The following is a 21857-nucleotide window of genomic DNA, read 5'->3' as shown; positions in this document are numbered from 1 at the left end:
CATCCCTTCCCGATCATCGCGCGCGGCGCGGCATCGACAGCCCCAGCGATTTGCGCAGCTGCGGCTTAAGTGCGATCACGTAGAAGCCGCTTGCGTTGCAGGCGAACCAGATCTGCCCGCTATCCTTCACAAAATGGACATGCGACATGCAGGGATCGCCGGGCTTGAAATAGGCGATCTCGCGAGGGTCGGCGGGATTGCGCAAATCGGCGATGCGAAGTCCGGCATACATGAACGGGAACAGGCCCAGCGTCGTATTGTCGGCGTCATCCACATCCTGGAAGTGCGTGGACGCCGTCCCGGCCCGGCCCACGATCCCCCCGGTGGCCTTCTCTATGGGGTTGGGCGACGGGCAGTTCTCCTGACGGTTCATCGCAAGCCGGAATTCGCCTACGATTTTCGGATTTCTGTCATCCGCGATGGACGTGATGCGCGGCCATGCCCCCGGACAGGCGCCGAGTTCGCCGGCATTCACGATATAGGAAACGCCCGCGATACGGGCACGAACAGGGGAATGCCACCCGGCATGCGGGGCCGCGCCGACCAGCCGGAGCCTGGGATCGGACTTGCCTTGCGCAAAGTCGCTATTGTCGAAAATGAACAAGCCTCCGGCATCCTGGCCCACCGCTGCGGGCGAAGGGAGGCCGGGCTTGGAATTGCGAAACTCGTGTTCCGCATCCGCCCCCTGCGAGGTCGTGACACCGACATAGATGCGCGAACCATCGGGGCTGAACACAAGCTCGTGCGGCGCGAACTGGAAGCTGGTGCCATCGGGACGCGTCGCCTCGAACTTGCCGACGAACCTGGGCCTGGCGAGATCGGAAATATCCATGATCTGGATGCCGCCAGCCCCCGTGAAGGGATTGAGAACGGTTCCGTATATGAACCGTCCGTCCGGCGAAATCGTGATCGTATGTACAGCCTCAGGCCACTTCACTTCCGATTTGAGCTGGGGGTCCGCACAGGCATGAACATCATAGACCGACAGCCACCCCTCCTCCTGCTCCCCCATTCCGGCAACGCCGCCATAAGTGCTGGCAGCCAGGATGGCCTTGTCCTTTGTCGTCAGGGCATTCAGGGTTTCGGTCGCGTAAATGGCGCCCTTGTCCTGCAGATAGCGGACCGTCTTGGGAGCGGTGGGTTTGCTTACGTCGATCACGGCGACCCCCGATGTCGCATCGACGGGAAGCTTGAGCAGTTGCCCATCGGGCTTGATCGTCATGCCCGAGGCGACATAGGCGCACGAACCGGACCACGCCATGGCCAGGTTGCCCGTTCTCCCTCCAATGTCGGAATGCCCGACGACATCGACGCCTTTCGAGTATGGCACGGCCAGCACCTTGCCCGCCTCGGCCTCCATGGTCTCGCCCTGCTTGCCCGGTTCCGGACGGTCCACAGTGGAAGCCGCCTCAACCGCCTGCCACGAAACAGCCCCGCAGCCGGCGAGCAGGAGAAGACCAAGCGCCTTGCCGGTCGTATGTGCCCTGAATTTCATTTTCGGCATGTCCCCCGTCTCCTCATCCGGCGGCGCGAGCCGCTTGGACGCGCATCTCCGGACCCATACTTATGACGTGGGCCGCTTTTCGCGCATTATCTACTGAATGTTTAGTATGGTTTTTCGCCTTGGCAAGCCCGACCTTGATTATTACCGATCGTTCGGTAGGCATAAAATTAGAGCGCGGTTCCGAAGGCGCAGTTCCACCTCAACCCGCACTCAGCGCCGGCGATCAAGGAGCGGACGAATGCAGTCAGTCAACGACAATTCGGCGATCGAGGCCAGCCATGTTGCCGCTCATGATCGCGTAGCCGAGCTTCGCGCCATCTACGACAGCAGGGACGTCAGTGCGGCATGGCTGCTTTGCGACCAATGGGGTAAAAGCGCTGTCGCATATCGGGTAATTTCTCCCGACCTGAGCGCCGAAGACATCACTTACGGCGAATTGCGGCGGGAATCCGAAAGGTTTGCTGCCGCTCTTTTCGAGCTCGGCCTTCGTCCCGGAGACCGGATCGCCACGCTGATGGGCAAGAGCCGCGAATACCTGGTCACTTTGCTTGGAATATGGCGGCTGGGGGCCGTTCACGTTCCCCTGTTCACGGCCTTCGCGCCATCGGCGATCGCCATGCGTCTGAACGGAAGCAGGGCCCGCGCGATCGTCTGCGACGAAGGTCAGCGGGGGAAACTTTCGGCTGAGGGCGATGTCGCCATGCCCTCGTCGCTTCTCGTCATCAGTACTGGCCAGCCCGGTCAGGAGGGCTACAGCTTCGCCGGCATAACGGAGCAACACGAACCCGGCTTTCCGGCCGCGACACTCGGCTCGGAAGCACCGCTCATCCAGATCTACACCTCCGGAACCACCGGAGATCCCAAGGGTGTGGTCGTGCCGCTGAGAGCTCTTGCGGCATTTCGTACCTATGCTGAGTTCGGCCTGGGGCTCCGAAGCGACGATGTGTTCTGGTGCGCGGCCGACCCGGGGTGGGCCTATGGGCTCTACTTCGGCATCCTCGCGACATTTTCCACGGGAACCCCCAGCGTCCTCCTCCAAGGAGGCTTTGCGCCGGAGATCACGATGGATATCCTGTTTCGCGAACAGGTAACGAATTTCGCGGCAGCCCCCACCGTCTACCGGGCACTTCGCTCCGCCGATCTTGTCGTAAGCGGACCGCTTCGGCTGCGCTGCGCTTCCAGCGCCGGAGAACCGCTTACCCCGGAGGTCAATCTCTGGGCCAGAAGCGTGCTGGGCGTGACGGTACACGACCATTACGGACAGACCGAAGCCGGAATGCTCATCAACAATCACCACCATCCCATGCTTCATCATGACGTAAGGCCCGGTTCGATGGGACATGCGATGCCCGGCTGGAAGGCCGTCATCCTCGATCCGGAAAAGGATGTGGAACTCGCGCCGGGTCAGGCAGGGCGCGTGGCGATGAAGGTCAGCGAAAGCCCGCTGATGTGGTTCACCGGTTATGACGGCGATTCCGCGAAAACAGCCGGAAAATTCACCGCTAACGGGGAATACTACCTGACCGGTGACAACGGTCTCGTCGATGAGGACGGATATTTCCGCTTTTCAGCGCGCGAGGACGACGTCATCATCATGGCAGGTTATCGCATCGGACCTTTCGAGGTCGAAGCGAGCATGTCGACGCACCCCGCCGTGGCAGAGGCCGCCGTCATCGCCGTTCCCGACGAAGTCAGGGGCGAAGTCATCGAGGCCTATGTCGTCGTCAAGGACGGCACAGTCTCCTCCCCGGAATTGGCGAAGGAAATACAACGATGGGTCAAGACGCACTATGCAGCCCACGCATACCCGCGCGCGATCCATTTCATAGGCGCCCTGCCCCGGACGCCCAGCGGCAAGATCCAGAGATTCATGCTCAAGCAGCGCAGACTGGAAGAATTGGGCGTTCGGGCGTGATTGCGCTACCGGAGAGCGGCATGGATGCCATCGAAGCCATAAGCGGCCGCCGCTCGATTCGCGGTTTTCTGCCAGATCCGGTGGCGGAAGACACGATCCGGGAAATCCTGGACATCGCCGCAAGAGCGCCATCCGGCACGAACATCCAGCCGTGGCTCGTCCACGTGACGACCGGCGCGGCGCTGAGAAAGCTGAGCGAGGCGGTCATTCACGCGGCGAAGAGCGGTGAGCGAAGCCTCGAATACAACTACCTGCCGCCCGCGATGAAAGAACCCTATCTGTCGCGCCGCAGGGCGATCGGATATGCGCTCTACGAAAGGTACGGGATCGCGCGGGACGACCTTCCTGCGCGCGAAGCGGCGATGCTGCGCAATTTCGAGTTCTTCGGTGCGCCGGTAGGTCTCTTCTTCACGATGGAGCGCGAGATGGCCCTCGGCGCGTGGCTCGATTGCGGCATGTTCATGCAGAACGTCATGATCGCCGCGCGGGCTCGAGGCCTCGAAACCTGCCCCCAGCAGGCGTGGTGCGACTTTGGCGCAGTGGTCCACGACCAATTGAACATTCCGCAGGACCATATCATCCTGTCAGGCATGGCACTGGGGCATGCGGACTGGTCCGCGACCGAGAACGGCCTTGTCAGCGAACGTTTGTCCTCAGCCCAGTTCACGACCTGGCACCGGTAGGCGGCGTGGACAGATCCGGCCCCATCGATCTTCGAGGTAAAATGGCTCCGTTTTCAGTTTAGGGCCTAGGGTCAGGCGGGCTTCCGCATATCCTGCGGCTCGGGCTGGGTTACCAGTCTCGCAAGCCAGGGACGCAGGCGCTGCTCGAATGAATCGACCAGTTCGTAGATCACCGGCACCAGCACAAGCGACAGCAGGGTCGAACTCAGGATGCCGCCAATGACGGCAATCGCCATCGGCTGGCGGGATTCCGATCCCTCGCTGATGGCAAACGCCGTCGGCAACATTCCCGCGATCATCGCAATCGAAGTCATGATGATGGGCCGGGTTCTTTGCGCGCAGGCCTCGATCAAGGCCTCCCTCATCGGTTTTCCGTCCCGTTCGGCCTCTATCGCGAACTCCACGAGCAGGATCGAATTCTTTGCGCACAGTCCCATCAGCATCAGCAGACCGATGAGGACCGGCATGTCTATTGCGAAGCCCAGCAGGCGCAGGGCCGCAAAGGCACCGAGCAGGCTGAGTGGAAGAGCCCCCATGATGACCGCCGGCTTGAAGAACCCGCGGAACAGCAGGACCAGCACGGTATAAGTCAGGCCCACCCCGGCAAACAGCGCCAGGATGAAGCCGACGAACATCTCTTCCATGATCTGCGTCGTGCCTTGATGCGCTTCGTGGATGCCGGCGGGCAGCTTCTTCATCGTCGGCAAAGTGCGAACGTCGCCCATGGCCGACCCGATCGCTTCGCCAACGCCAAGATCCGCCTCCACGCTGACACGGCGTTCGCGATTGTATCGGATGATCTTTCCGGGTCCGGCCTGAAAATGGATATCCGCAACAGCCGAGAGAGGCGCTGTATTGCCGTCCCTCGTAGGAACCCGCAATTCGGAGATCCCCGAAAGGCTGCCCCGCATCGTTTCCGGCAATCGCACACGGATCGGCAACCGCTGTTCGCCTTCCGAGAATTTGGCCACCGATGCGTCGATATCGCCGATCGTCGCGATGCGCACGGTATTGGCGAGGGTCGTGGTGTCGACATTCAGCCGGGCGGCCTCATCCGGCCGCGGCGTGATGACAAGTTCCGGCCCCGGCGCCGAGGGGCTCAGGCGCGGATCGGCAAGAGAACGAAGCTTGCGCATTTCCCGCAGCAATTGCGACTGCGTGCGCTCGAGCGCCGCTCCGTCAGCGCCCGCGATGACAACCGAGACAGCCGCTTGCCCGAAATTACCCTGATTATGGAATCGCGCCTCGGGAATGACACGGAGCTTGGGGCCGATCCGCGCCTGGAATTCCTCGGATGTTTCCGAGCGATCGCGGCGCAGGAGCACTGTCAGCGTCCCGTCGGTAAGGTCCGCCCCTCCGCCGCCAAGGCTGCCCCCCGTCGAACCGACCTGGGCGAACACGTTTTCGACATCAGGCTCGCCCATGAGGATGGTTGTCGCTTGCTGGACCGCACGGTTCATATCCTCACGCGTCGCGCCGGGCGCGCCTTCCACCGCCACATAGACGTAGTTCCGGTTCTGGGTTGCCTGAAAACCGATCTGAAGCGTCGCGGCGATAGCAATGGCCAGAACAAAAAGTCCGACACCGATGCCGGCGCACAGTTTCGGGCGGGCCAGCGCCCAGGCCAGCGCCCGCTCGTGCCGCGGATCCAGCTTGCCTCCGGCCACGGCGGAATTGCGCAGGTGGTGCGGCCTGAGGAAATAGGCCGCCATGAGCGGCGTCAGCAAACGGGCGACAACCAAAGAGAACGTCACCGCAGCCGCGACGGTGAGGCCGAATTCCTTGAAGAACTGCCCCGCCTGGCCGGGCATGAGCGAAACCGGCGCAAATACGGCAATGATCGTCGCGGTCGTCGCGATCACGGCAAGTCCGATGGCATCGGCCCCGACCAATGCGGCCTGATACGGACTTTCGCCCTTTTCGATGCGCTTCTCGATATTCTCGATTTCCACGATCGCATCGTCGACGAGAATGCCGATAACAAGCGTGAGAGCCAGCAGGGTGATGCCGTTCAGGCTGAAACCCATCGCCGCCATGTAGATGAATGTCGGCACCAGAGAGAGCGGCATGGCCGCCGCTGCGATGGCTGTCGCTCGCCAGTCGCGCAGGAACAGGTAGACCACCACGATTGCGAGAATGACGCCTTCGATCAGCACATCGAAAGTCGCGTGGAAACTCCTGCGCGTGAGGTCTGCGGTGGAAACGATCTTCTCGAATTTGACGGCAGGATGCAGCTGCGAAAGATGCTCGACCGCCTTTTCCACGCCGTCCGCCACCGTGACATCGCTCGCCTCGCTGGTCTTGGAGACCTGGATGGCGACCACCGGCCTGCCGTCAAGCCTTGCGAAACCGCGCACCTCGCCCTGCCCGTCGCCCACTTCCGCAACGTCGGAAAGCCGCACGTAACGGCCCTGGACAGGGATGGAGAGATTGCGGATCTGATCGATATCCTGCGCCGAACCGATCACCCGAACGGTCTGCTCTACCCCGCCCACGTCCGAACGGCCGCCCGGTGCATCGGTATGAAAGCTGGCGAGCGCAGTATTGACCTGCGCGCTGGTTACGCCGAGGCCCGCCATGCGCTGCGGATCAAGGATCACGGTAATCTCGCGCTCCGCTCCGCCGATGCGCGAAACCTGCCCGACACCCGCTTCGGCCTGCAGCGTACGCGTGGCCTCGTTATCGATGAACCACGCCAGTTGGGTATCGCTCATCCCAGGTGCGGAGACGGCGTAAGTGACGATCGGCGCACTATCGAGGTCGACGCGCTGAACCGTTGGCGGATCGATGCCGGTGGGCAGTTCCACCCGCGTACGCTCCACGGTCGTTCGCACGTCGTCGGTTGCCTTCTGCAGATCGCTGCCGAGTTCGAATTCGAGCGAGGTTACTGAAGCCCCAAGCGTCACCGTAGAGGAGATGTTCTTGATGCCGGGAACACCGGTGAGCGCGTTCTCGATCGGGCGGGTGACCTGGTTCTCCATTTCGGTAGGCGCGGCCCCGCTCTGGGTTACGGTAACCGTGACGATAGGCAGGTTGACGTTGGGAAACTGCTTTACCGGCATCCGCAGGTAAGCGACCGTCCCTGAAATCGTCAGGAGAATGAAGAGAAGGGCAACGGGAATGGGATTGCGGATCGCCCAGGCCGATATGCGAAGGTTCATCGAACCGCTCCTGCAATCCGTACGGTATCGCCATCGAGCGTGAAGGAAGCGCCCTTTACCGCCACCCGCGTACCTTCAGGCGGACCTTCCCTGAGTTCGACAAGATTGTCGGCGTGGCGACCGGTGCGAACGGCCTGCCGATGAACCCGCGTGTTGCCATCGATGACCATGACACTGGCCCCATCGGCATCGTAGCGAACGGCACTTTCGGGCAGCGTGGCCACGCGGACCGGCCGCACGAACGTCGCCTTGGCAAAGCCGCCCTGTCGCAGTTCGCTGTCCACCGGCAATGCGATACGGGCTATGACAAGACCCGTGGTCGTGTCCACTCGCTCGCCGATCAGGCGTACGGTGCCCTGGAGCGTTCGGCCGGAGGCAAGGATGACCCGAGCCGGGTCGCCGACGTGTATTTCCGTTGTCGAGGCTTCCGGCAGCTCCGCGTAAAGCTCCATCAGGTTGTCCCGCGCCATTGTGAAAAGCGCGGTTCCCGAGCTTGACGTGTCGCCGGGCCGGGCCGTGCGCTCAAGGACAAGACCGGCGGATGGCGCCCGGACGATAAGGTGCGCCTGACGGACCAGCAGGTCATTGAGTTGTGCCTGCGTCGCGGCCCGCGCGGCCCCGCTGTTGCGTGCCGCGAACTTCCGCGACGCTATCGCCTCGTTCGACAATACGCCCTGATTTTCAAGCCCATCGACCCGTGAAGCTTCCTGTCTTGCCTGCTCGAAGGCAACCTGCTGCTGAGCGAGCGTAGCGCGCAGTTGTGCGATCTGGGAAACGAGCAGGCTGTCGTCCAGTACGGCCAGCGTCTGTCCCTTCCGAACCAGCGCGCCTTCCTCGACCAGGACCCTTGAAATCCGATATCCGGCGAGATCGGCTACCACAGCCGTCTCTTCGCGCGGCACAAGACGACCTGAAGCGGACAGACCGCCGTTCATTTCGCGCATCGATACACTTGCAGCGGTCACCACCTGCGGCGGCAAGGACTGGCGAGTGGGCGCCTCGCCCTTGCACCCTGCCAGCAACGTCACTGCCAGCAGCGGCGCAAGAGCAACCAGAACCGGCATCTTCGAAGTCATCATCATTGCGCTCCCTGCGCCTCGATTATTCGCGCCTCTGCCGGCATGTCGGCGACCGGCTCCCATCCTCCCCCCATCGCGCGGACGGCAGCGACCGTGCCTGTAAGGAGCGCCAGCCTTCCGGCATCGCGCGCTGCGCGCGCGGCGAGCCAGGTCTGTTCGCTCTGCAACAGGGTCGTGAGGTCGGTGAGGCCGTTCCGATAGCCGCGCGCGGCACTGTCATATGCCGAGCGCGAGCGGCGTTCCGCAGTCTCCAGATCGCCCATCCTCTGGCGATTTGCCGCCAGCCTGACCAGCGCGTTCTCCGTCTCGCCGAAGGCGTTCTGAACCGTCTGCTCGTAGCTGACGACGGCGGAATTGCCCCGAGCCTCGGTAACCCGCAATTGCGCCATCAAACGTGTGCGATCCAGCAGAGGGACCGCGAGACCGGCCGCCAGGGACCACAGCCCGGTGCCCCCGCCTGCCCCGCCGGTCGCTGCCGTCAGTCCAATGCCCGGGTCTATCTTGAAGCGCGGGAACAGCGCGAGCCGGTCGATCCGAACCCCCAGCGCCGCCGATTGCACCGCAAGACCTGCAGCAAGGACATCCGGCCGCCGGGCAAGCAATATCCCCGGCGTGGCCGCCGGCAACACCGGCGGCGCAGCAAGGCTTGCCTCGATCGTGAGGCTGTCTGTGGCGGCGTCCGGCGTTCCGGTGAGGATGAGCAGCGATCGCTTTGCCGCCTGAAGCTCCGCTTCAAGGCGCGGAACTTCTGCGCGTGCTGAAGCCAGATCGCTTTCGAGGCGGTCCGCATCCTGCCCCGACGTCAGCCCGCGTCCCAGACCAATACGGGCGGATTGCGCCAGCCGTTCGGCGATTTCGAGCCGCTCACGCGCAGTGGCGAGATCGATTGCCGCACTTCGCGCATCGAACAGCGACGAAGCGACATCTGCCGCCAGCGCCAGTCTGGCCGCATGGAAATCGAGGCTGGAGGACGCGTACTCAACGTCTGCCTGTTCGCGCGTGGCGGCAAGGCGGCCGAAGAGATCGACTTCCCAACTGGGATAGAATGTCGCCTGCAGAGTGTCGGCCCCGCCTGCATTGACCCCATGGCCCCACAGCCTGCGAGTTCCCGTCTCGGTTGCCGTGGTCGCAAGATTACCGCTTGGAAGAGTACCCGCCCGCGTGACGGACCGGGTGGCGCGCGCTTCGGCGAGGCGGGAGGCTGCAAGCCGCGCCGTGGTGCTGCGGGCCAAAGCCGTCTCGACGAGATCGTTCAACTGCGGATCGGCAAACGCCGACCACCAACGGTCGAGCGGAAATTCCTGCAACGATGCCGCGGCCGTCGCCCCGCCCGCGAACGCGGCAGGCACGGCGAGGTCGGGTCTCTGCAATTGAACCGAAGGCGCACAGGCGGACAGCACAGCCCCTGCGGTCACGAATGCCCCGATACCGACAAACCTCAGACCCATGGACGTGCCTTGCTCGCGATTCCCGTTTTTCCGGATGCGGCGGTACCAAGCGGCGATTAAATATACAATGGTGTTTCTTTAATGTTTGATACCGGATCGCGAAAACGGTTAAGTGCCTGCCAGGAGGCAGACATTCGATGACATCGCAGTCCAAGAGCGAACCGCGCGCAAAGGGGCGTCCAAGTCTGGAAGAGGCCGCCGCCATCGATCGGGCCATTCTGGACGCCGCGATCGCCGAATTGATCGAGCGCGGCGAGGCTGCCTCGCTAAACGCGGTGGCACAGGCCGCCGGATTGAGCCGCAAGACGGTTTACGCGCGCTATTCGAGCAAGAATCATCTGTTCGGAGAGGCGGTCCGGGAGGTTCTGCGCGGGGCTGCGCCGATCAGGTTCGACAGGACCGGCACTCTGGAGGACCGCATCGCCAAATATGTGGTCGCGGTGCTCGATCTCCTTGAGCGCCCTGCCGCCAGGGCATTCCAGAAAGCGCTGTCCATGCACCCGGACGCGCTTGCCGAATTGCGCGGCGAACTGACTCAGGCTTCGCAGTCCATGTTCCTGGAACCGGCCCGGATTCTCCTCCAGGAAGCGCAGCAGATCGGCGAAATCGCCGAAGATGCGGACTGCAACCAGGCGGCGCAATTCGTTGTGTCGATCGTGGTGTTCAATCACCAGTTTCAGGTCGTGCCCGAAGGCGCCCGGGAGTCCGCCTTATCCTTCGCATCGGGGATCGCCCGGCTGATCGTGCGCGGCCTCGCCCCGCGCTGACGCTCTTCACTGCAGACCCGCGCGAGATCCATGCCGGAACCGCGCTGCGCCATGCCGATAAGGCCGGCTCGCTCCAACCGTGCTCGGGCGCGCCCCCCATCCTTGTGCGAACCATTGCCGGTAACCGGCCTCGATTGAGGGATCAGGGGCTGTCCTACCGCAACACCACTCCGAAATCTCGGTGTTAACCCCGATAGATCGCTTCCGGCGCCTCAGTCACCTTGCACACATGCGGCATGAGGACTGTCGGTGCCTGTAATCGACATCGAGCATGCAAAACCGCCTTCCGTGCTCCTGCGGGTTTAACCGAGTTTTGTGGAAAAGGGACGAACCATGAGGATAGCTTATCAGCAAATCACGCGTCGCCTAGCAGTTCGCAGTGCAGTGGCAGTCATGCTGGCCCTGACCGTTCCGGCCCCGGTTCTTGCAAGATCATCGGCATCGGATATCGAGGCGAAATCGCGAGCCGCCCTGCAAGAACTCTATGCCTCCAATCCCAAGGCGGCGGCCGTCGGCAAGCGCGCCAAGGGCATCATGATCTTTCCCCACATCATCAAGGGCGGGCTGGTGATTGCGGGAGCATCCGGCGACGGCGTGCTGCTCAAGAACGGCAAGGCCACGAAATTCTTCAATATTTCAAGCGCCTCAGCAGGATTCCAGATCGGCGCTCAGGGATTTGGCTATGCCCTGTTCATCATGAGCGACCAGAAACTGGCTGAGGTCTCGGACGGCACGAACTGGGATGCCGGCTCGGATACCGGCATCGCCCTTATCGACAAGGGTGCAGCGGCTTCGCTCGATACGGCCAGCCTGAACAAGGCGATCTACGCCTTCGTCTTCAGCCAGGAGGGATTGATGGCGGGCGTCAGCCTCAGTGGCAGCAGGATCAAGGAAATCCACCCGAAATGAGGGAACATATGCCTTCTTGCTGAAGGCCATGCCTGGCAGCGCAGGACGGGGCCCATCGAAGCGGCGTGTCGATGGGCCGGTAGTTGCGGCTGCGACATCGCCCTGATCGTCAAGGTAGAATGCCCGGGCAGCGCGGTGCCGATCGTGCCGAGGCTCACTGCCTGCATGCCGGGCAGGCTCGCGGCCATCTTGAGCTCATCGGCTGGGTCCATCGGCGCGTGTCATAAGTGCGACATTGCAGCAATCCCCGAGAGCGATGTTGGCGATGCCCGCTTTCTCAAGGGCATCGCCTGTGTCAGAACGTGCTGCACGAACCCCTGGTAACCCGGTGCACGAGGCGCGTATTCGGGCCGCGCGCAGCGATGGTCAGCGGCAGCGAAACCGGATCGCACATCAAGGGTTCTTGCCTGGTGTAGCTGAGCCAAGAGGGGAGGATGCAGGGGGTGGATCAGTCAGCAAGTTGGGACAGGCATGTCATGCTGCGGGAGCGCTTTGAGCAGATAGCGCTCTATCGCTGGTGGCGGCGCTCCGTCGTCGGCCGGGTCGATCACGAAGCGGTGATGGCCCGCATAACCGAAGATAGCGGGTGGTCCCCGCGATATGCATTCATGGTGATGATGTCGGCGGGCATCGCCGTGCTCGGCCTGCTGCTGTCGTCTCCGGCGGTGGTGATCGGCGCAATGCTGATTTCTCCGCTGATGAGCCCGATCCTCGGGCTTGGCTTCAGCCTTGTTCTCTTCGATTTCGCCGAGATGCGCCGCTCGCTGACGGCATTGGCGGTGGGTGCCGTCACCGCAGTGGTCTTTACGGCGCTGATCGTCGCGATCTCTCCGCTGCAGGCGCCGACCAGCGAGATCATCGCCCGTACCCGGCCCAACCTGTTCGATCTTGCCGTGGCCCTGTTCGCGGCGCTGGCCGGGACTTTCGCCATCATCCGCGGCCGCGGGGACACCATCGTCGGCGTTGCCATCGCCACCGCGCTGATGCCGCCGCTGGCGGTCGTGGGCTACGGGCTCGCCACCTGGAACATGCCGGTGCTGGGCGGGGCCTTCGCGCTGTTCGTAACGAACTTCGTGACCATCGCGCTTTCCGCCACGGTGATGGCGCGTTTCTACGGCTTCGGGCATCACCTCAGCAGCCAGCAAAGCTGGACGCAGACGTTCGTGCTGCTGTTCGTCTTCGTCGCCATGGCCATTCCGCTGGGCATCTCGCTCAAGCAGATCGCAGGAGAGGCGGTGACCCTGAACCAGACCCGCTCCTTCCTGTCCGAGCGCTTCGGCGCCGATGCCCGCGTGGCCCAGCTCGACATGGACTTCGATGCCGACCCGGTGGTGGTGCGGGCCGTCGTCATCACCCCGCGCGACAGGATGCAGCGTAATGCCGCGCTCCAGAGCGACCTGACGGCAAAGCTGGGACGGCCGCTGAGGCTGCGGCTGGACCAGGTGCTGCTGGAAGCAGGCGCCGGCCCGATCGAAGCACAGCGCGAAGAGATGCGCCAGGCAGGCGACGCCGCCGCGATCGAGACCCAGCGGATCACCGGACTATCCCAGATGCTGGCCCTCACCGCAGGCATCGCACCTGACAGCGTGACCGTCGACCGCGATCATCACCGCGCCATGGCGATTGCCGAGCCCCTGCCCGGCGCTTCGCTCGCCACTTACCGTACGCTTGAACGCCGCGCCGCCGCGCAGGCGGACGGGTGGGACGTGGTGCTCACCCCGCCGCGCATAGCCTACCCGCCGATCGGATTCACCGGAACCGACGACACGCTGGACGCCCCGGCGCGGGAAGGCGTGCTGGTCACCGCATGGGCCGCGCGGCGCTGGAACGTGCGCAGGCTCGGTGTTCCGGGCCTGCCGGCGGATATCCCGGAACACCCCTCGCTCATCCAGCGCAGAGCAATCGCCATTGCCGCTCTGCTGCGGGAAAACGGCATCGAACCTGTCACCGTCACAGCCGCCGGAAGCCGGTTCGCCCTGCGGAACGTAGAGGAGGCCGGCGACGAGCCTTGATTGCCACTGCGGCCGGTTCCGCCGTCAAACGACTACTTTGGCACAAGCATCATTCCGATGGTTTTGCCAAAGCTGAACAGCGGCCGGCAGCGTCAAGGCATCAATCCGGCAGCGCGCAATGCATCCTCGATCACCTTGCGCACGGCGCCCTGTTTGTTGTTTGCCGGATGCGGGAGTGGCGCGGGGTAGATGGGGACCGCGCCAGTACTGCCGGCTTTGCTCAAGGAACGAGACCGCGCCAGATCCCGGCTTTCGGATAAGGTTGGCCCTGCCGCAGGTGCGAATATGCCCCGCGTCCTGTCGTCGGCAAGGCCCCAGAACATGCAAATTCGGTCCGTTGAGGAAATGCCCGCCTCCAACATAAAAGCGCCGCTCTTCCCGCATCCGTTTTCACCTGAAGTATCCAGAGGCGTGCCATGTGCCATTCCGGCTATCGAGTAAGCCTCCATCACCTCCCGCCCATCGGCGTCGCACCAGACGCGCCTTTGGTGCCCACCGATGTTCTCAATGCGATCGGGATGCGGACCGACCTCGTGAAGCGCCCCCCATTGGCCGAGGATGGCATCTGCATTGCACGCGCTGACGGTGGCATCGGCGCTGCCTTGCCAGACCGAAACCGAGGGCCAGGGTCCGTTGCATTCAGAGGCACCGCGAGCGAGCGAGGCCAGTTTCCCCGTTTCCGGAATGGCATGGCCGCGCATTCGGTCGAAAGCCTGGGGGACCGATGCAGCGCAGCCGTAGGCCAGCCCGGCAATGATGGCTCCGCCGGCAAATACCTCGGGATAGGTCGCGAGCATCACCGCTGCCATGGCGCCCCCCGCCGACAGACCTGTGACGAACACTCGGCCGGTGTCGATCGGATGATCGCTTTCGAAGGCCTGGATCATCTGGCGGATCGAGAGTGCCTCGCCGCAATTGCGACGGCTGTCGCCGGGTGAGAACCAGTTGAAGCAGAGGTTGGGATTATTCTGCCGCTGCTGTTCGGGGAACAGGAGCGCAAATCCATAACGATCCGCCATTTCCGACCAGCCGGACCCGATGTCGTACCCTGCTGCGGACTGGGTACATCCATGAAGGACGACGACGAGCGGTGCCTGCGCCGGAAGATTTTCGGGAATGTAGGTGTAGGCCCGAAGATCGCCCGGGTTCGAGCCAAAATCCTCCTTGGCCCTGAGCCGCCCCCTGCTTTCCGAAGGCACTTGGGACAGCGCATGTTCTCGAAAGGCGCTGAGCCGGGCGATCGTATCGGAAATATTGCGCATCGCAGAATTCCTTGTGCAAGTGGAGAGAACGTGGACGGAGCAAAACCCATCCTTGATTTGCTGCACTGCACAATACGTGGATCGAGATGATGGGATTGCAATCCGGCTGCGCCGCTCCGACGACCAACTTTCGGAAAAATCCGATTGATCCAGATTAGTATCGCAGTGTTCCCAGGGACTTTGTCGACCTCGCGCCGTTGATACCTCGTCCCGGAGATTTTTCGTTCGGGCTGCCAACTTTTCGATAGGAACGACGATGCCCGATACCAGCCACGATATTTCGACCCTCAACAGCTTGATCGCAACCACGATCGACAGCGTCGACGGTTACACCGAAGCGGCCAAGGACAGCCACAGTGGCCGCTTCGGCTCGCTATTCACGAGCCGTGCCAGCGAACGACGGGAAGTAGCGTCGCGCCTGCAGCAGGAAGTAACCCGGCTGGGCGGCAAGGCGGAGGACGACGGTACTGTCCTGGCCGGGGCACATCGCATGTTCCTGAACCTCAAGTCGACCATGACGGGCCAGGATGACAAGGCGATCATCAACGAAGTCGAGGCAGGCGAAGATCATATCAAAGCCAAATACGAAGATGCCCTGGGAGACCGCGAACTGTCGCCCGAAATCCTTCGGCTGATCGAGACCTGTTATGCCTCGGTGAAATCCGGCCATGACGAAATGCGCGACATCAAGCATTCGATGGAGCGCTGAAACAACGGACCGGCGAGGTCTGCCTCGCCGGTCCGGCCCGCTCAGTGGGAACGCCGGGAGCTGTCTGCCTGCGCCAATTCGTCGCAACTCGCTGGACGAAGGAGAGTGATGGCGTCTTCACTCAAGGCGACCAGACCCATTTCGGCGAACGCCTTCAGCCACCCCTCCATCGGCCATATGCCCCAGCGCCGATGGAACGTGCCGGCGTTGCTGACGATATCTTCGAGATGCTGCAGCGGCGGATCGAAAGTCTGATGGAATTGATGGAACGCGCCGGGCCCACCCATGAACAGGAGCGGCACCCCGGCGGCCTTCGCCCGAAACCCGAAGTCGGTATCTTCGGCGCCGTAGCCGACGAATTCCTCGTCGAAACCACCCAGCGCGAAGAAGCGCTGCCGCGTAATCCCGAAGACCAGAGACCAGAAGAGTCCCGCATTATCCTCACTGCGCACCCCCTGCCCGGGAAAGCTGCGCGCCGGATGAGGCGCCGCGCGCTTGAAGAGATCCTGCTCGTCCCATTCGGCGCGCGCCTCGTCCGGACCAAGATAGAGCACTTGCGCGCAGACAAGGGCATTGTGCGAAGCCAGAACGCCTTGCACGGCGCGGATCAGCCCGCGCATGGGAATGCAATCGACATCGAGAAACAGCAGATGATCGCCACTGGCCGACCTGGCTGCGGCATTGCGAGCAGCTGCAAGAGGAAGCCGGCCGCCGTCCATCCACACGACACGCGCGGGAAATGGCAGGTCCTCCAAGACAACCGGAGAGTCGCTCCCCATGTCGACCACGATCAGTTCGTCCGGAAGGACACTGCTGCGCTGAAGTCCCTTGACCAGTTGCACCAGATGGCCCGGACGGTTCCTCACTATGGTGAGCACGCTCAGGCTCATGCTGCGCGGCGGCGCCACAGGTCCAGCCGGTAATTCGGGCATCGCTCCGCGGCGATCACGTCCATCGCCGCCGGAAGCGCATCTTGCAGCTTGGCCACGGCATCGTCGCCGCTTTGCGGGTAATCGGTCTCGCCCGTCCAATGGACCAACAGCAGGTCACCGCCGATTTCCAGATGAAGCCTGATCCATTCGGCGCTGCGCCGGATGTCCCGGTCCTCCCAGTAGTAGACGACCTCCGACAGGACCACGAGATCGAAAGCGTGGACAGGCGCCTGATGCGGGAAAGCCATTTCGGCGAAGGCGACATGTCCGTAAGGCGCGCAACGGGCGCTTGCAGCCATGAGGGCGGTGCCGCTGACGTCGATTGCCAGCAGTGACCCGCACTGCATGGCCAGCCTGCTGGTGAGAACGCCCTTGGCGCAACCGACCTCCAAGCCCTGCGCATAGACCCGCCCTGCCAGTGCGCTAAGGGTGTGATTGTACTTCGCTTGTTCGTACGGGCTGTTTTCGAGGCCCCACGGGTCTTCGTCACCCTGGAACATGCTTTCGAAATAGTCGCGGCCAAGGCTGGCCTTTGGACGTGTCATCCTTATCTCCGCACATACAGCGTATCGCGATCAGACATCCGCTGCCGCTCGGCGGGAAGCCGGAAGCCCGGACCGTGCGAAGCGGTGAGTTGACTGCGATGCGCACGCAAAGCATGGCGCCGCCGGCCCGGCAACATCGCTTCCGTGCGCACGGCGCGGAAGGATTGCGCACCGGGCGCATCGGCCCAGACAGTATATTCGGCCACGAGCAGGTTACGCTTCGCCATGGCCTGTGCCGCGTAGGCCAGCCGTGCCGCGGCGGCATGGTCGCAATGGGTTTCGTGCAACGCCGTCACGGCAACGGCATCGACCCTCAACCGCATGCAGAGCGCTGCCAACTTGCGAGCCGAGCGCAGAAAAGCCCGGTCTTCCGGTGCGGCGGGGGCAGCATCCTTCCAGCCCAGATGGAGCGGGTCGCGGCTTCGCCTGCGGACAAGACGGAAGAGGGCATGGGCGGCTTCGCGTTTGCGCGCGGACACGAGCCGCTGCTTGGGCGTGCCGTCGGCACCGTGCGAACCTGACCCATCGGTAAGATAGACCACACCCGCTAGCCGGCCATCGCCTGCCGTCTGGGCAATGAGCGCGCCGACGCCCAAAGTCTCGTCGTCGGGGTGCGGCGCCAGAACCAGCCATCGCTGGCGCCGCCAAGGCTGCGCGGATAGCAGCGCGCTCACCACAAGGTGTCCTGGTCGCCCCAGACGTCCTGATCCAGCCAGGCCAGCGCGGCCTGGTCTCGGGCATGGTCAGGCCCCGCCTGCCGCAGGTAGAGCGACAGGTCGCGGGTGATCTTGTCGATCCTTTGCCCCTCCATGGCGCTGCGCGTGCCGACGATTCGTGCCGCCAGTTCCATCATGTCGAAAGCGGCCCGCTCGACGACCCCGCGGGTCATCCTGACGAACGCCGGGCCGTCCTCATCCTCGCGCGCCGCACGCAAGGCGCATTCACGCACCCAGAGGTATGCCGTTCGCACCGCTGCCACGGCATCGGCAAACCTGCCCCGCTGCAGGGGATCGCCGCGCGCGGTCTCCGTCATGGCGAGCCGTGTCTCGGCCAACAGGGCTTCCATGCCGCCCAGTTGCACGGCAGTGAAACGCCAGGCGCCTGTCGTAAAATGCGGCTCGCGCTCGTAGTCTCCGGCACTGCCCAGCAGATCCGGTTCTCCCACGACGACGCCCGCAAGATCGTAGAGCCCGCTGATGGTCGCCCGCATGCCCCGCACGCGCCATTGCGACACGTCGGCACGGGCCGGATCGTTGGCAGGTACAATCACAAGTTGCCGCAGCGCGCTGCCGGGAGCCTGTGCGGTCACGATCGCATTGGCGAGGCCGCCCGCCCCGCTGGCGAAGCACTTGCTGCCCTTGAGCGCATATGAATCGCCATCGCGGAAGGCGATGGAAACGCCGGGTTGCGGCTCGGTGGCCCATACACCGTAGAAGGCACCATGTTCCAGGTCGCGCCGCAGGCGAGCGTGCTGCCGAGCCGATCCGTACCACCCGAACAGTGCGAGCGCGTTGACGTGCCCCTCATAGAGCCGCCCAAGGCTAAGGTCCGCCCGGCCGACGATGCGCAGCACATTCATCAGTGCAAACTGGCGATCCACGGCGTTCGAAAAAGTCATGCCGCCGCTCGCCGGGGGAGCGAAATCGCAGTGCAGCCCCGCCGATACAAGGCAGCGGATGCTTTCGGCGGGAAAAGCCGGCGCCGCATCGTAGCCCGTGCCCAGATCGGCTAGACGCGAGGCGATCCCCGCTGCCCGTTCCACGGGACTAGCGGCACTCACCTTTGCAAGTGCGGATGACATCATGCGGCATGCTCCCGGCAAATCGTCGCGCCGAGCGCGAGCGTCGTCAGCCACGCCCCCGCCTTCTGCGCACCATTCGCATCGTGCAGACCGCGACGCACCTGTGAGGACAGGGTCAGCGCACGGCCGAGCAGCGCCGGCCAGTGCTCGCCATGCGGCCAATCCGGAAGGACGATCGCCGCGCCCATCGCGTGCAGACCATCCGCCGTGGCCCATTGCTCTGCGAACGGACGTTCTTCGGGAACGCACACGAAGGGTCGGTCTGCAGCCATTACCGCGCAGACCAGGCCATCACCTGCCCCGCCGACGACCACGGCAGCACGGGCGATCTCGCATTCCGGCGCTTCGACCCATCCTGCGAATTCCAGGTTCGACGGAATGTTCGCAGGGAAGGAGGCCGGTCCGATGACCCGCCAATCCCACTCGGGGCACGCGTGCGCAGCTGCGGCCAAACGCTCGCCGTCACCCGGAGCACCGCCCCGACCGAAGACCGCCAGCACCCGGTTGTCCACCGCCGGTTCGGCGGCGGGGGCCGCGGTGATCCCCGGGAAATATCGGGTTTTGTCGCGCACCCAAGGTGGGGTGGCGGGCGTATCGAGAGCTTCGTGGAACGGCGCCAGAATGGCCGCCGCGCTCCGAAACGCTTCCAGGTGCGGACCGTCGTTACGCTCCCCATTCAGCCGCAGGCAAATGGTGGGAACCGAGGCCAGACGCGTCAGCATAGCCACTTCGACCGAGACGTCGACAACCATCAGCGCAGGCTGCTGGTCCGCAATCCAGGCCGCGATACGCGCCACGCGTGTACGCACGCCTGCATGGTCCAGCGGGGCGTAGTGAAGCGCTGCTGGCCGGCCGATTGCCTCATCCCGCCCATCGAAGCGGCCAGATGCGGGGCGGTCGTCTGGCAGGTCTATCCCTGACGCCCCGATTCCCGTCCCTATCAGGACCAGGGGCCATTCGAGCTTTGCCGCAATCGCCTCTGCACGCGCTCGGTGTCCGGCTCCGTGATGATGCACGTAGTAGCCGATGGGACGGGCGGTCATTCCCCCATCTCCAGCACCATGTCATGCGGCATCGGCGCGAGCGAAGGCTCCTGCTGGGCGATCAAGGCGTGCCCCCCGGGGCGAGCACGCAGCGTGCGGCGCCACACGGCGCGGTCGTGCCAGTGATGCAGTGCGGGCGCTCGGGGGAGCACACCGCTCGCAGCCTGGTCGAACAAGATCTGCATGGCCGCCGCCATCCCGCCTTCAGCCCGACCATCGCGGCGCGGGGAAACATGAGTGAAGACCTCCGCCGGATGGGCAAGGCGCGCTCCTTGTGCCAATGCGGCGTTCAAGAGGGCAACGTCTTCGCCTGCAGGCAGCAACGGCACGCCTCCGCACGGTTCATAGAGCGATGCCCGGATGGCCAGGGACGCACCGGTATGGTCGCCGTGGCGGGGCGCCGGATCCCAAGGCACCGGGTCTTCGGCATCCTCGATGGCGCGGACCTCGTGCCAATAGCGGTCCCACGCCGCACGCAGGCGCACCACGGATTCGGGGAGAGGTTCGTCCTGCTCGATCTCGATCCGCCCCCCCACGATATCCGCGCCGCGGTTAACGGCACTGGCGATCGCCTCCAGCCATTGGGGAGGTGGCCGGGTATCGGCATCGGTGCTGACCAGCACGCCGCGCTCACGGGCCGGAAGCAGGGCAAGACCAGTGTCCATCGCCAGGCGCCGCGCGGAGCCGGCGTGGGCCTGACCGGGGCCGAAGGTCACGTTTTCGACGTGCAGGAGCAGCCGTCCGGCATAACGCACACGAGCCTGCTCGATCACCGCAAGACTGCCGTCGTTCGTATTGTTGACCGCAATCGCCACGGGTATCGGTCGCTGCCAGGTCTGTGCTGCAAGCGCCGCAAGCAGGGTAGGCAGGCGTCCCGCCTCGTTGCGCGCGGGCACGCACACGCAGATATCCAGATCAGCCATGCCGCTCGCCACGGGCGGCGACTTGCGACTTCCTTGCGGGAACTGTGGATGGGACATCGAGGCGCATATTGCGAGCAGCGGCCCGTTCGATGCCTTTACGGTACAATGCTTCGTATTCATCGACCATGCGGCCCGCATCGCACATGCGTTCCGCCCGCCTGCGGCAAGCGCGCCGATCAAGCGTGAGCGCCTCACGCCCCGCGGCTGCAAGCGACGCCACGTCGTCAGGGATGGCCAGGACACCGCAACTTGCGTCGAGAATTTCCGGAACCGCCCCGCGCGCAAATGCCGCGACCGGCACCCCGCAGGCCAACGCCTCTGCCACGACCAGACCATAAGGCTCGTCCCACATCGGGGTGAACAGAAACGCGCGGGCTCCCCCGACCAGCCGTGCCAGTTCGGTATGATCCAGATGCCCCACGTGCAGGGTATCAGGGCCCAGTTCCGGCGCAATTCTCGCGCGGTAATAGTCCGGGTCCAGGATCGGCCCGGCTATACGCAGCGGCAGGCCGATCAGACGCGCCGCCTCGATGGCGAAATGCAGCCCCTTTTCCGGGACGATTCGGCCGTACCAAACCAGGTAGCCCGCTTGGTCGGAACGGGGATGGAAAGCGAACTTGTCGATGTCGATGCCGTTCAGGATCACCTCGTCCGCCTTCGCGACATGCTCCCATTGCTCTGCCACCGACTGCGACACGGCGACAAATGCATGGTCATCACCCGCGCACAGCCGCACGCCGCTTTCCAGCCAGCAGAAGGGCGGCGTGTGCAAGGTGGTTACCATCGGCACTTCGAGCGTATCGGCCAGCGTCACCGGCAGGTAGTGCAGCGAGTTGTTGTGAATCACGTCAAAATCGCGCCGGCGCAACTCGCTCATCAGGCTGAGATAGGCGTGGTGTTCGCGGAAGAAGCCGATGTCCTTCGCTTCGGCCTTGCCGACATTGGCTAACGCCGTTTCGGTGCAGATCGCCTCAAGCCCGAGGTCCGGCTCCGAATGTGCCGAGGCGAACACCGTTACCGCATGCCCCCGCCCCCTCAAGGCGCGAGCGAGAAGATGCGTATGCATCTCCAGCCCGCCTGCGAAAGGCTCCACGATCGGGTAGCGCAGATGCGCGATGATACCGATCTTCAGAGGCGGGAGAACGGCCCGGCCATTGCCCGGCG

Annotated in this window: 18 protein-coding genes; 6 read left to right on the top strand and 12 right to left on the bottom strand. The window is 63.9% G+C overall.

Features of this window, described 5'->3' with window-relative positions; all coding sequences use genetic code 11:
- Positions 1–13 precede the first annotated feature (13 nt).
- The gene (locus tag ACXJ16_RS18435) at positions 14–1504 is read right to left on the bottom strand and encodes an LVIVD repeat-containing protein (RefSeq protein ID WP_463922980.1); all 1491 of its coding nucleotides are present in this window, start codon (positions 1502–1504) and stop codon (positions 14–16) included.
- 238 nt (positions 1505–1742) lie between these two features.
- Here ACXJ16_RS18435 and ACXJ16_RS18430 point away from each other — a divergent pair, with 238 nt between their 5' ends.
- Positions 1743–3419 (top strand): AMP-binding protein, encoded by a 1677-nt coding sequence (locus ACXJ16_RS18430; protein ID WP_463922979.1) that lies wholly within the window; start codon positions 1743–1745, stop codon positions 3417–3419.
- Between the two features lie 20 nt (positions 3420–3439).
- The gene (locus ACXJ16_RS18425) at positions 3440–4102 is read left to right on the top strand and encodes a nitroreductase (RefSeq protein ID WP_463922978.1); all 663 of its coding nucleotides are present in this window, start codon (positions 3440–3442) and stop codon (positions 4100–4102) included.
- A 71-nt stretch (positions 4103–4173) separates the two neighbouring features.
- Here the strand turns inward: ACXJ16_RS18425 and ACXJ16_RS18420 are convergent, their stop codons facing one another.
- Genes ACXJ16_RS18420 through ACXJ16_RS18410 form a run of 3 tightly spaced genes read right to left on the bottom strand, consistent with a single transcriptional unit; the run spans position 4174 to position 9790 of the window.
- Positions 4174–7263, bottom strand: coding sequence for an efflux RND transporter permease subunit (locus ACXJ16_RS18420; protein WP_443478782.1), 3090 nt, complete (start codon positions 7261–7263; stop codon positions 4174–4176).
- Positions 7260–8342, bottom strand: coding sequence for an efflux RND transporter periplasmic adaptor subunit (locus tag ACXJ16_RS18415; protein WP_463922977.1), 1083 nt, complete (start codon positions 8340–8342; stop codon positions 7260–7262). The genes ACXJ16_RS18420 and ACXJ16_RS18415 overlap by 4 nt, the downstream gene beginning before the upstream one ends.
- The gene (locus ACXJ16_RS18410; protein WP_463922976.1) at positions 8342–9790 is read right to left on the bottom strand and encodes an efflux transporter outer membrane subunit; all 1449 of its coding nucleotides are present in this window, start codon (positions 9788–9790) and stop codon (positions 8342–8344) included. Before ACXJ16_RS18410 ends, ACXJ16_RS18415 begins: the two co-directional genes overlap by 1 nt.
- Positions 9791–9927: 137 nt before the next feature.
- On the opposite strand from ACXJ16_RS18410, the gene ACXJ16_RS18405 reads away from it, so the two are divergent.
- The 3 genes from ACXJ16_RS18405 to ACXJ16_RS18395 all read left to right on the top strand — a co-directional run bounded on the left by ACXJ16_RS18405 (position 9928) and on the right by ACXJ16_RS18395 (position 13478).
- Positions 9928–10557 carry a TetR/AcrR family transcriptional regulator gene (locus ACXJ16_RS18405; protein ID WP_054435515.1) on the top strand — a complete coding sequence of 210 codons (630 nt, stop codon included), beginning with the start codon at positions 9928–9930 and terminating at the stop codon, positions 10555–10557.
- 393 nt (positions 10558–10950) lie between these two features.
- The gene (locus ACXJ16_RS18400) at positions 10951–11466 is read left to right on the top strand and encodes a lipid-binding SYLF domain-containing protein (RefSeq protein WP_463922975.1); all 516 of its coding nucleotides are present in this window, start codon (positions 10951–10953) and stop codon (positions 11464–11466) included.
- A 476-nt stretch (positions 11467–11942) separates the two neighbouring features.
- Complete coding sequence (locus tag ACXJ16_RS18395; protein WP_463923297.1) at positions 11943–13478, top strand: DUF389 domain-containing protein; 1536 nt, start codon at positions 11943–11945, stop codon at positions 13476–13478.
- Positions 13479–13570: 92 nt separating this feature from the next.
- On the opposite strand, the gene ACXJ16_RS18390 is transcribed toward ACXJ16_RS18395, so the two are convergent.
- Positions 13571–14740 carry an extracellular catalytic domain type 1 short-chain-length polyhydroxyalkanoate depolymerase gene (locus ACXJ16_RS18390; RefSeq protein WP_443478779.1) on the bottom strand — a complete coding sequence of 390 codons (1170 nt, stop codon included), beginning with the start codon at positions 14738–14740 and terminating at the stop codon, positions 13571–13573.
- A 256-nt stretch (positions 14741–14996) separates the two neighbouring features.
- On the opposite strand from ACXJ16_RS18390, the gene ACXJ16_RS18385 reads away from it, so the two are divergent.
- Positions 14997–15449, top strand: a complete 453-nt coding sequence (locus tag ACXJ16_RS18385; RefSeq protein ID WP_324699432.1) for a PA2169 family four-helix-bundle protein — start codon at positions 14997–14999, stop codon at positions 15447–15449.
- 41 nt (positions 15450–15490) lie between these two features.
- Here ACXJ16_RS18385 and ACXJ16_RS18380 read toward each other — a convergent pair whose 3' ends face one another.
- The 7 genes from ACXJ16_RS18380 to ACXJ16_RS18350 are packed head-to-tail and all read right to left on the bottom strand — an operon-like array spanning position 15491 to position 21825.
- Complete coding sequence (locus ACXJ16_RS18380) at positions 15491–16339, bottom strand: glycosyltransferase family 2 protein (RefSeq protein WP_463922974.1); 849 nt, start codon at positions 16337–16339, stop codon at positions 15491–15493.
- The gene (locus ACXJ16_RS18375; RefSeq protein ID WP_443478777.1) at positions 16336–16926 is read right to left on the bottom strand and encodes an SAM-dependent methyltransferase; all 591 of its coding nucleotides are present in this window, start codon (positions 16924–16926) and stop codon (positions 16336–16338) included. Before ACXJ16_RS18375 ends, ACXJ16_RS18380 begins: the two co-directional genes overlap by 4 nt.
- A 2-nt stretch (positions 16927–16928) precedes the next feature.
- A complete protein-coding gene (locus ACXJ16_RS18370; protein WP_292635961.1) occupies positions 16929–17600 on the bottom strand; it encodes a PIG-L deacetylase family protein in 672 nt (223 codons plus the stop codon).
- Positions 17597–18730, bottom strand: a complete 1134-nt coding sequence (locus ACXJ16_RS18365; RefSeq protein WP_463922973.1) for an acyl-CoA dehydrogenase family protein — start codon at positions 18728–18730, stop codon at positions 17597–17599. Before ACXJ16_RS18365 ends, ACXJ16_RS18370 begins: the two co-directional genes overlap by 4 nt.
- Positions 18727–19770, bottom strand: a complete 1044-nt coding sequence (locus ACXJ16_RS18360; RefSeq protein ID WP_463922972.1) for a glycosyltransferase — start codon at positions 19768–19770, stop codon at positions 18727–18729. Before ACXJ16_RS18360 ends, ACXJ16_RS18365 begins: the two co-directional genes overlap by 4 nt.
- Positions 19767–20693: a glycosyltransferase gene (locus ACXJ16_RS18355; protein ID WP_443478774.1), complete on the bottom strand. Its 927-nt coding sequence runs from the start codon at positions 20691–20693 to the stop codon at positions 19767–19769. The genes ACXJ16_RS18360 and ACXJ16_RS18355 overlap by 4 nt, the downstream gene beginning before the upstream one ends.
- Complete coding sequence (locus ACXJ16_RS18350; protein ID WP_443478904.1) at positions 20686–21825, bottom strand: glycosyltransferase; 1140 nt, start codon at positions 21823–21825, stop codon at positions 20686–20688. Before ACXJ16_RS18350 ends, ACXJ16_RS18355 begins: the two co-directional genes overlap by 8 nt.
- Between the last annotated feature and the right edge of the window lie 32 nt (positions 21826–21857).

The sequence above is a fragment of the Novosphingobium sp. TK71 genome, from assembly GCF_055361505.1.
This window is presented reverse-complemented; position numbering and strand designations above follow the sequence as displayed.

Bases quoted from the DNA above. Each gene is read 5' to 3' on its own strand.
- ACXJ16_RS18355 (WP_443478774.1), bottom strand. From the start codon at position 20,693: ATGGCTGATCTGGATATCTGCGTGTGCGTGCCCGCGCGCAACGAGGCG.
- ACXJ16_RS18360 (WP_463922972.1), bottom strand. From the start codon at position 19,770: ATGACCGCCCGTCCCATCGGCTACTACGTGCATCATCACGGAGCCGGA.
- ACXJ16_RS18425 (WP_463922978.1), top strand. From the start codon at position 3,440: ATGGATGCCATCGAAGCCATAAGCGGCCGCCGCTCGATTCGCGGTTTT.
- ACXJ16_RS18435 (WP_463922980.1), bottom strand. From the start codon at position 1,504: ATGCCGAAAATGAAATTCAGGGCACATACGACCGGCAAGGCGCTTGGT.
- ACXJ16_RS18390 (WP_443478779.1), bottom strand. From the start codon at position 14,740: ATGCGCAATATTTCCGATACGATCGCCCGGCTCAGCGCCTTTCGAGAA.
- ACXJ16_RS18375 (WP_443478777.1), bottom strand. From the start codon at position 16,926: ATGACACGTCCAAAGGCCAGCCTTGGCCGCGACTATTTCGAAAGCATG.
- ACXJ16_RS18385 (WP_324699432.1), top strand. From the start codon at position 14,997: ATGCCCGATACCAGCCACGATATTTCGACCCTCAACAGCTTGATCGCA.
- ACXJ16_RS18430 (WP_463922979.1), top strand. From the start codon at position 1,743: ATGCAGTCAGTCAACGACAATTCGGCGATCGAGGCCAGCCATGTTGCC.
- ACXJ16_RS18400 (WP_463922975.1), top strand. From the start codon at position 10,951: ATGCTGGCCCTGACCGTTCCGGCCCCGGTTCTTGCAAGATCATCGGCA.
- ACXJ16_RS18420 (WP_443478782.1), bottom strand. From the start codon at position 7,263: ATGAACCTTCGCATATCGGCCTGGGCGATCCGCAATCCCATTCCCGTT.
- ACXJ16_RS18395 (WP_463923297.1), top strand. From the start codon at position 11,943: ATGCTGCGGGAGCGCTTTGAGCAGATAGCGCTCTATCGCTGGTGGCGG.
- ACXJ16_RS18405 (WP_054435515.1), top strand. From the start codon at position 9,928: ATGACATCGCAGTCCAAGAGCGAACCGCGCGCAAAGGGGCGTCCAAGT.
- ACXJ16_RS18415 (WP_463922977.1), bottom strand. From the start codon at position 8,342: ATGATGACTTCGAAGATGCCGGTTCTGGTTGCTCTTGCGCCGCTGCTG.
- ACXJ16_RS18410 (WP_463922976.1), bottom strand. From the start codon at position 9,790: ATGGGTCTGAGGTTTGTCGGTATCGGGGCATTCGTGACCGCAGGGGCT.
- ACXJ16_RS18380 (WP_463922974.1), bottom strand. From the start codon at position 16,339: ATGAGCCTGAGCGTGCTCACCATAGTGAGGAACCGTCCGGGCCATCTG.
- ACXJ16_RS18365 (WP_463922973.1), bottom strand. From the start codon at position 18,730: ATGATGTCATCCGCACTTGCAAAGGTGAGTGCCGCTAGTCCCGTGGAA.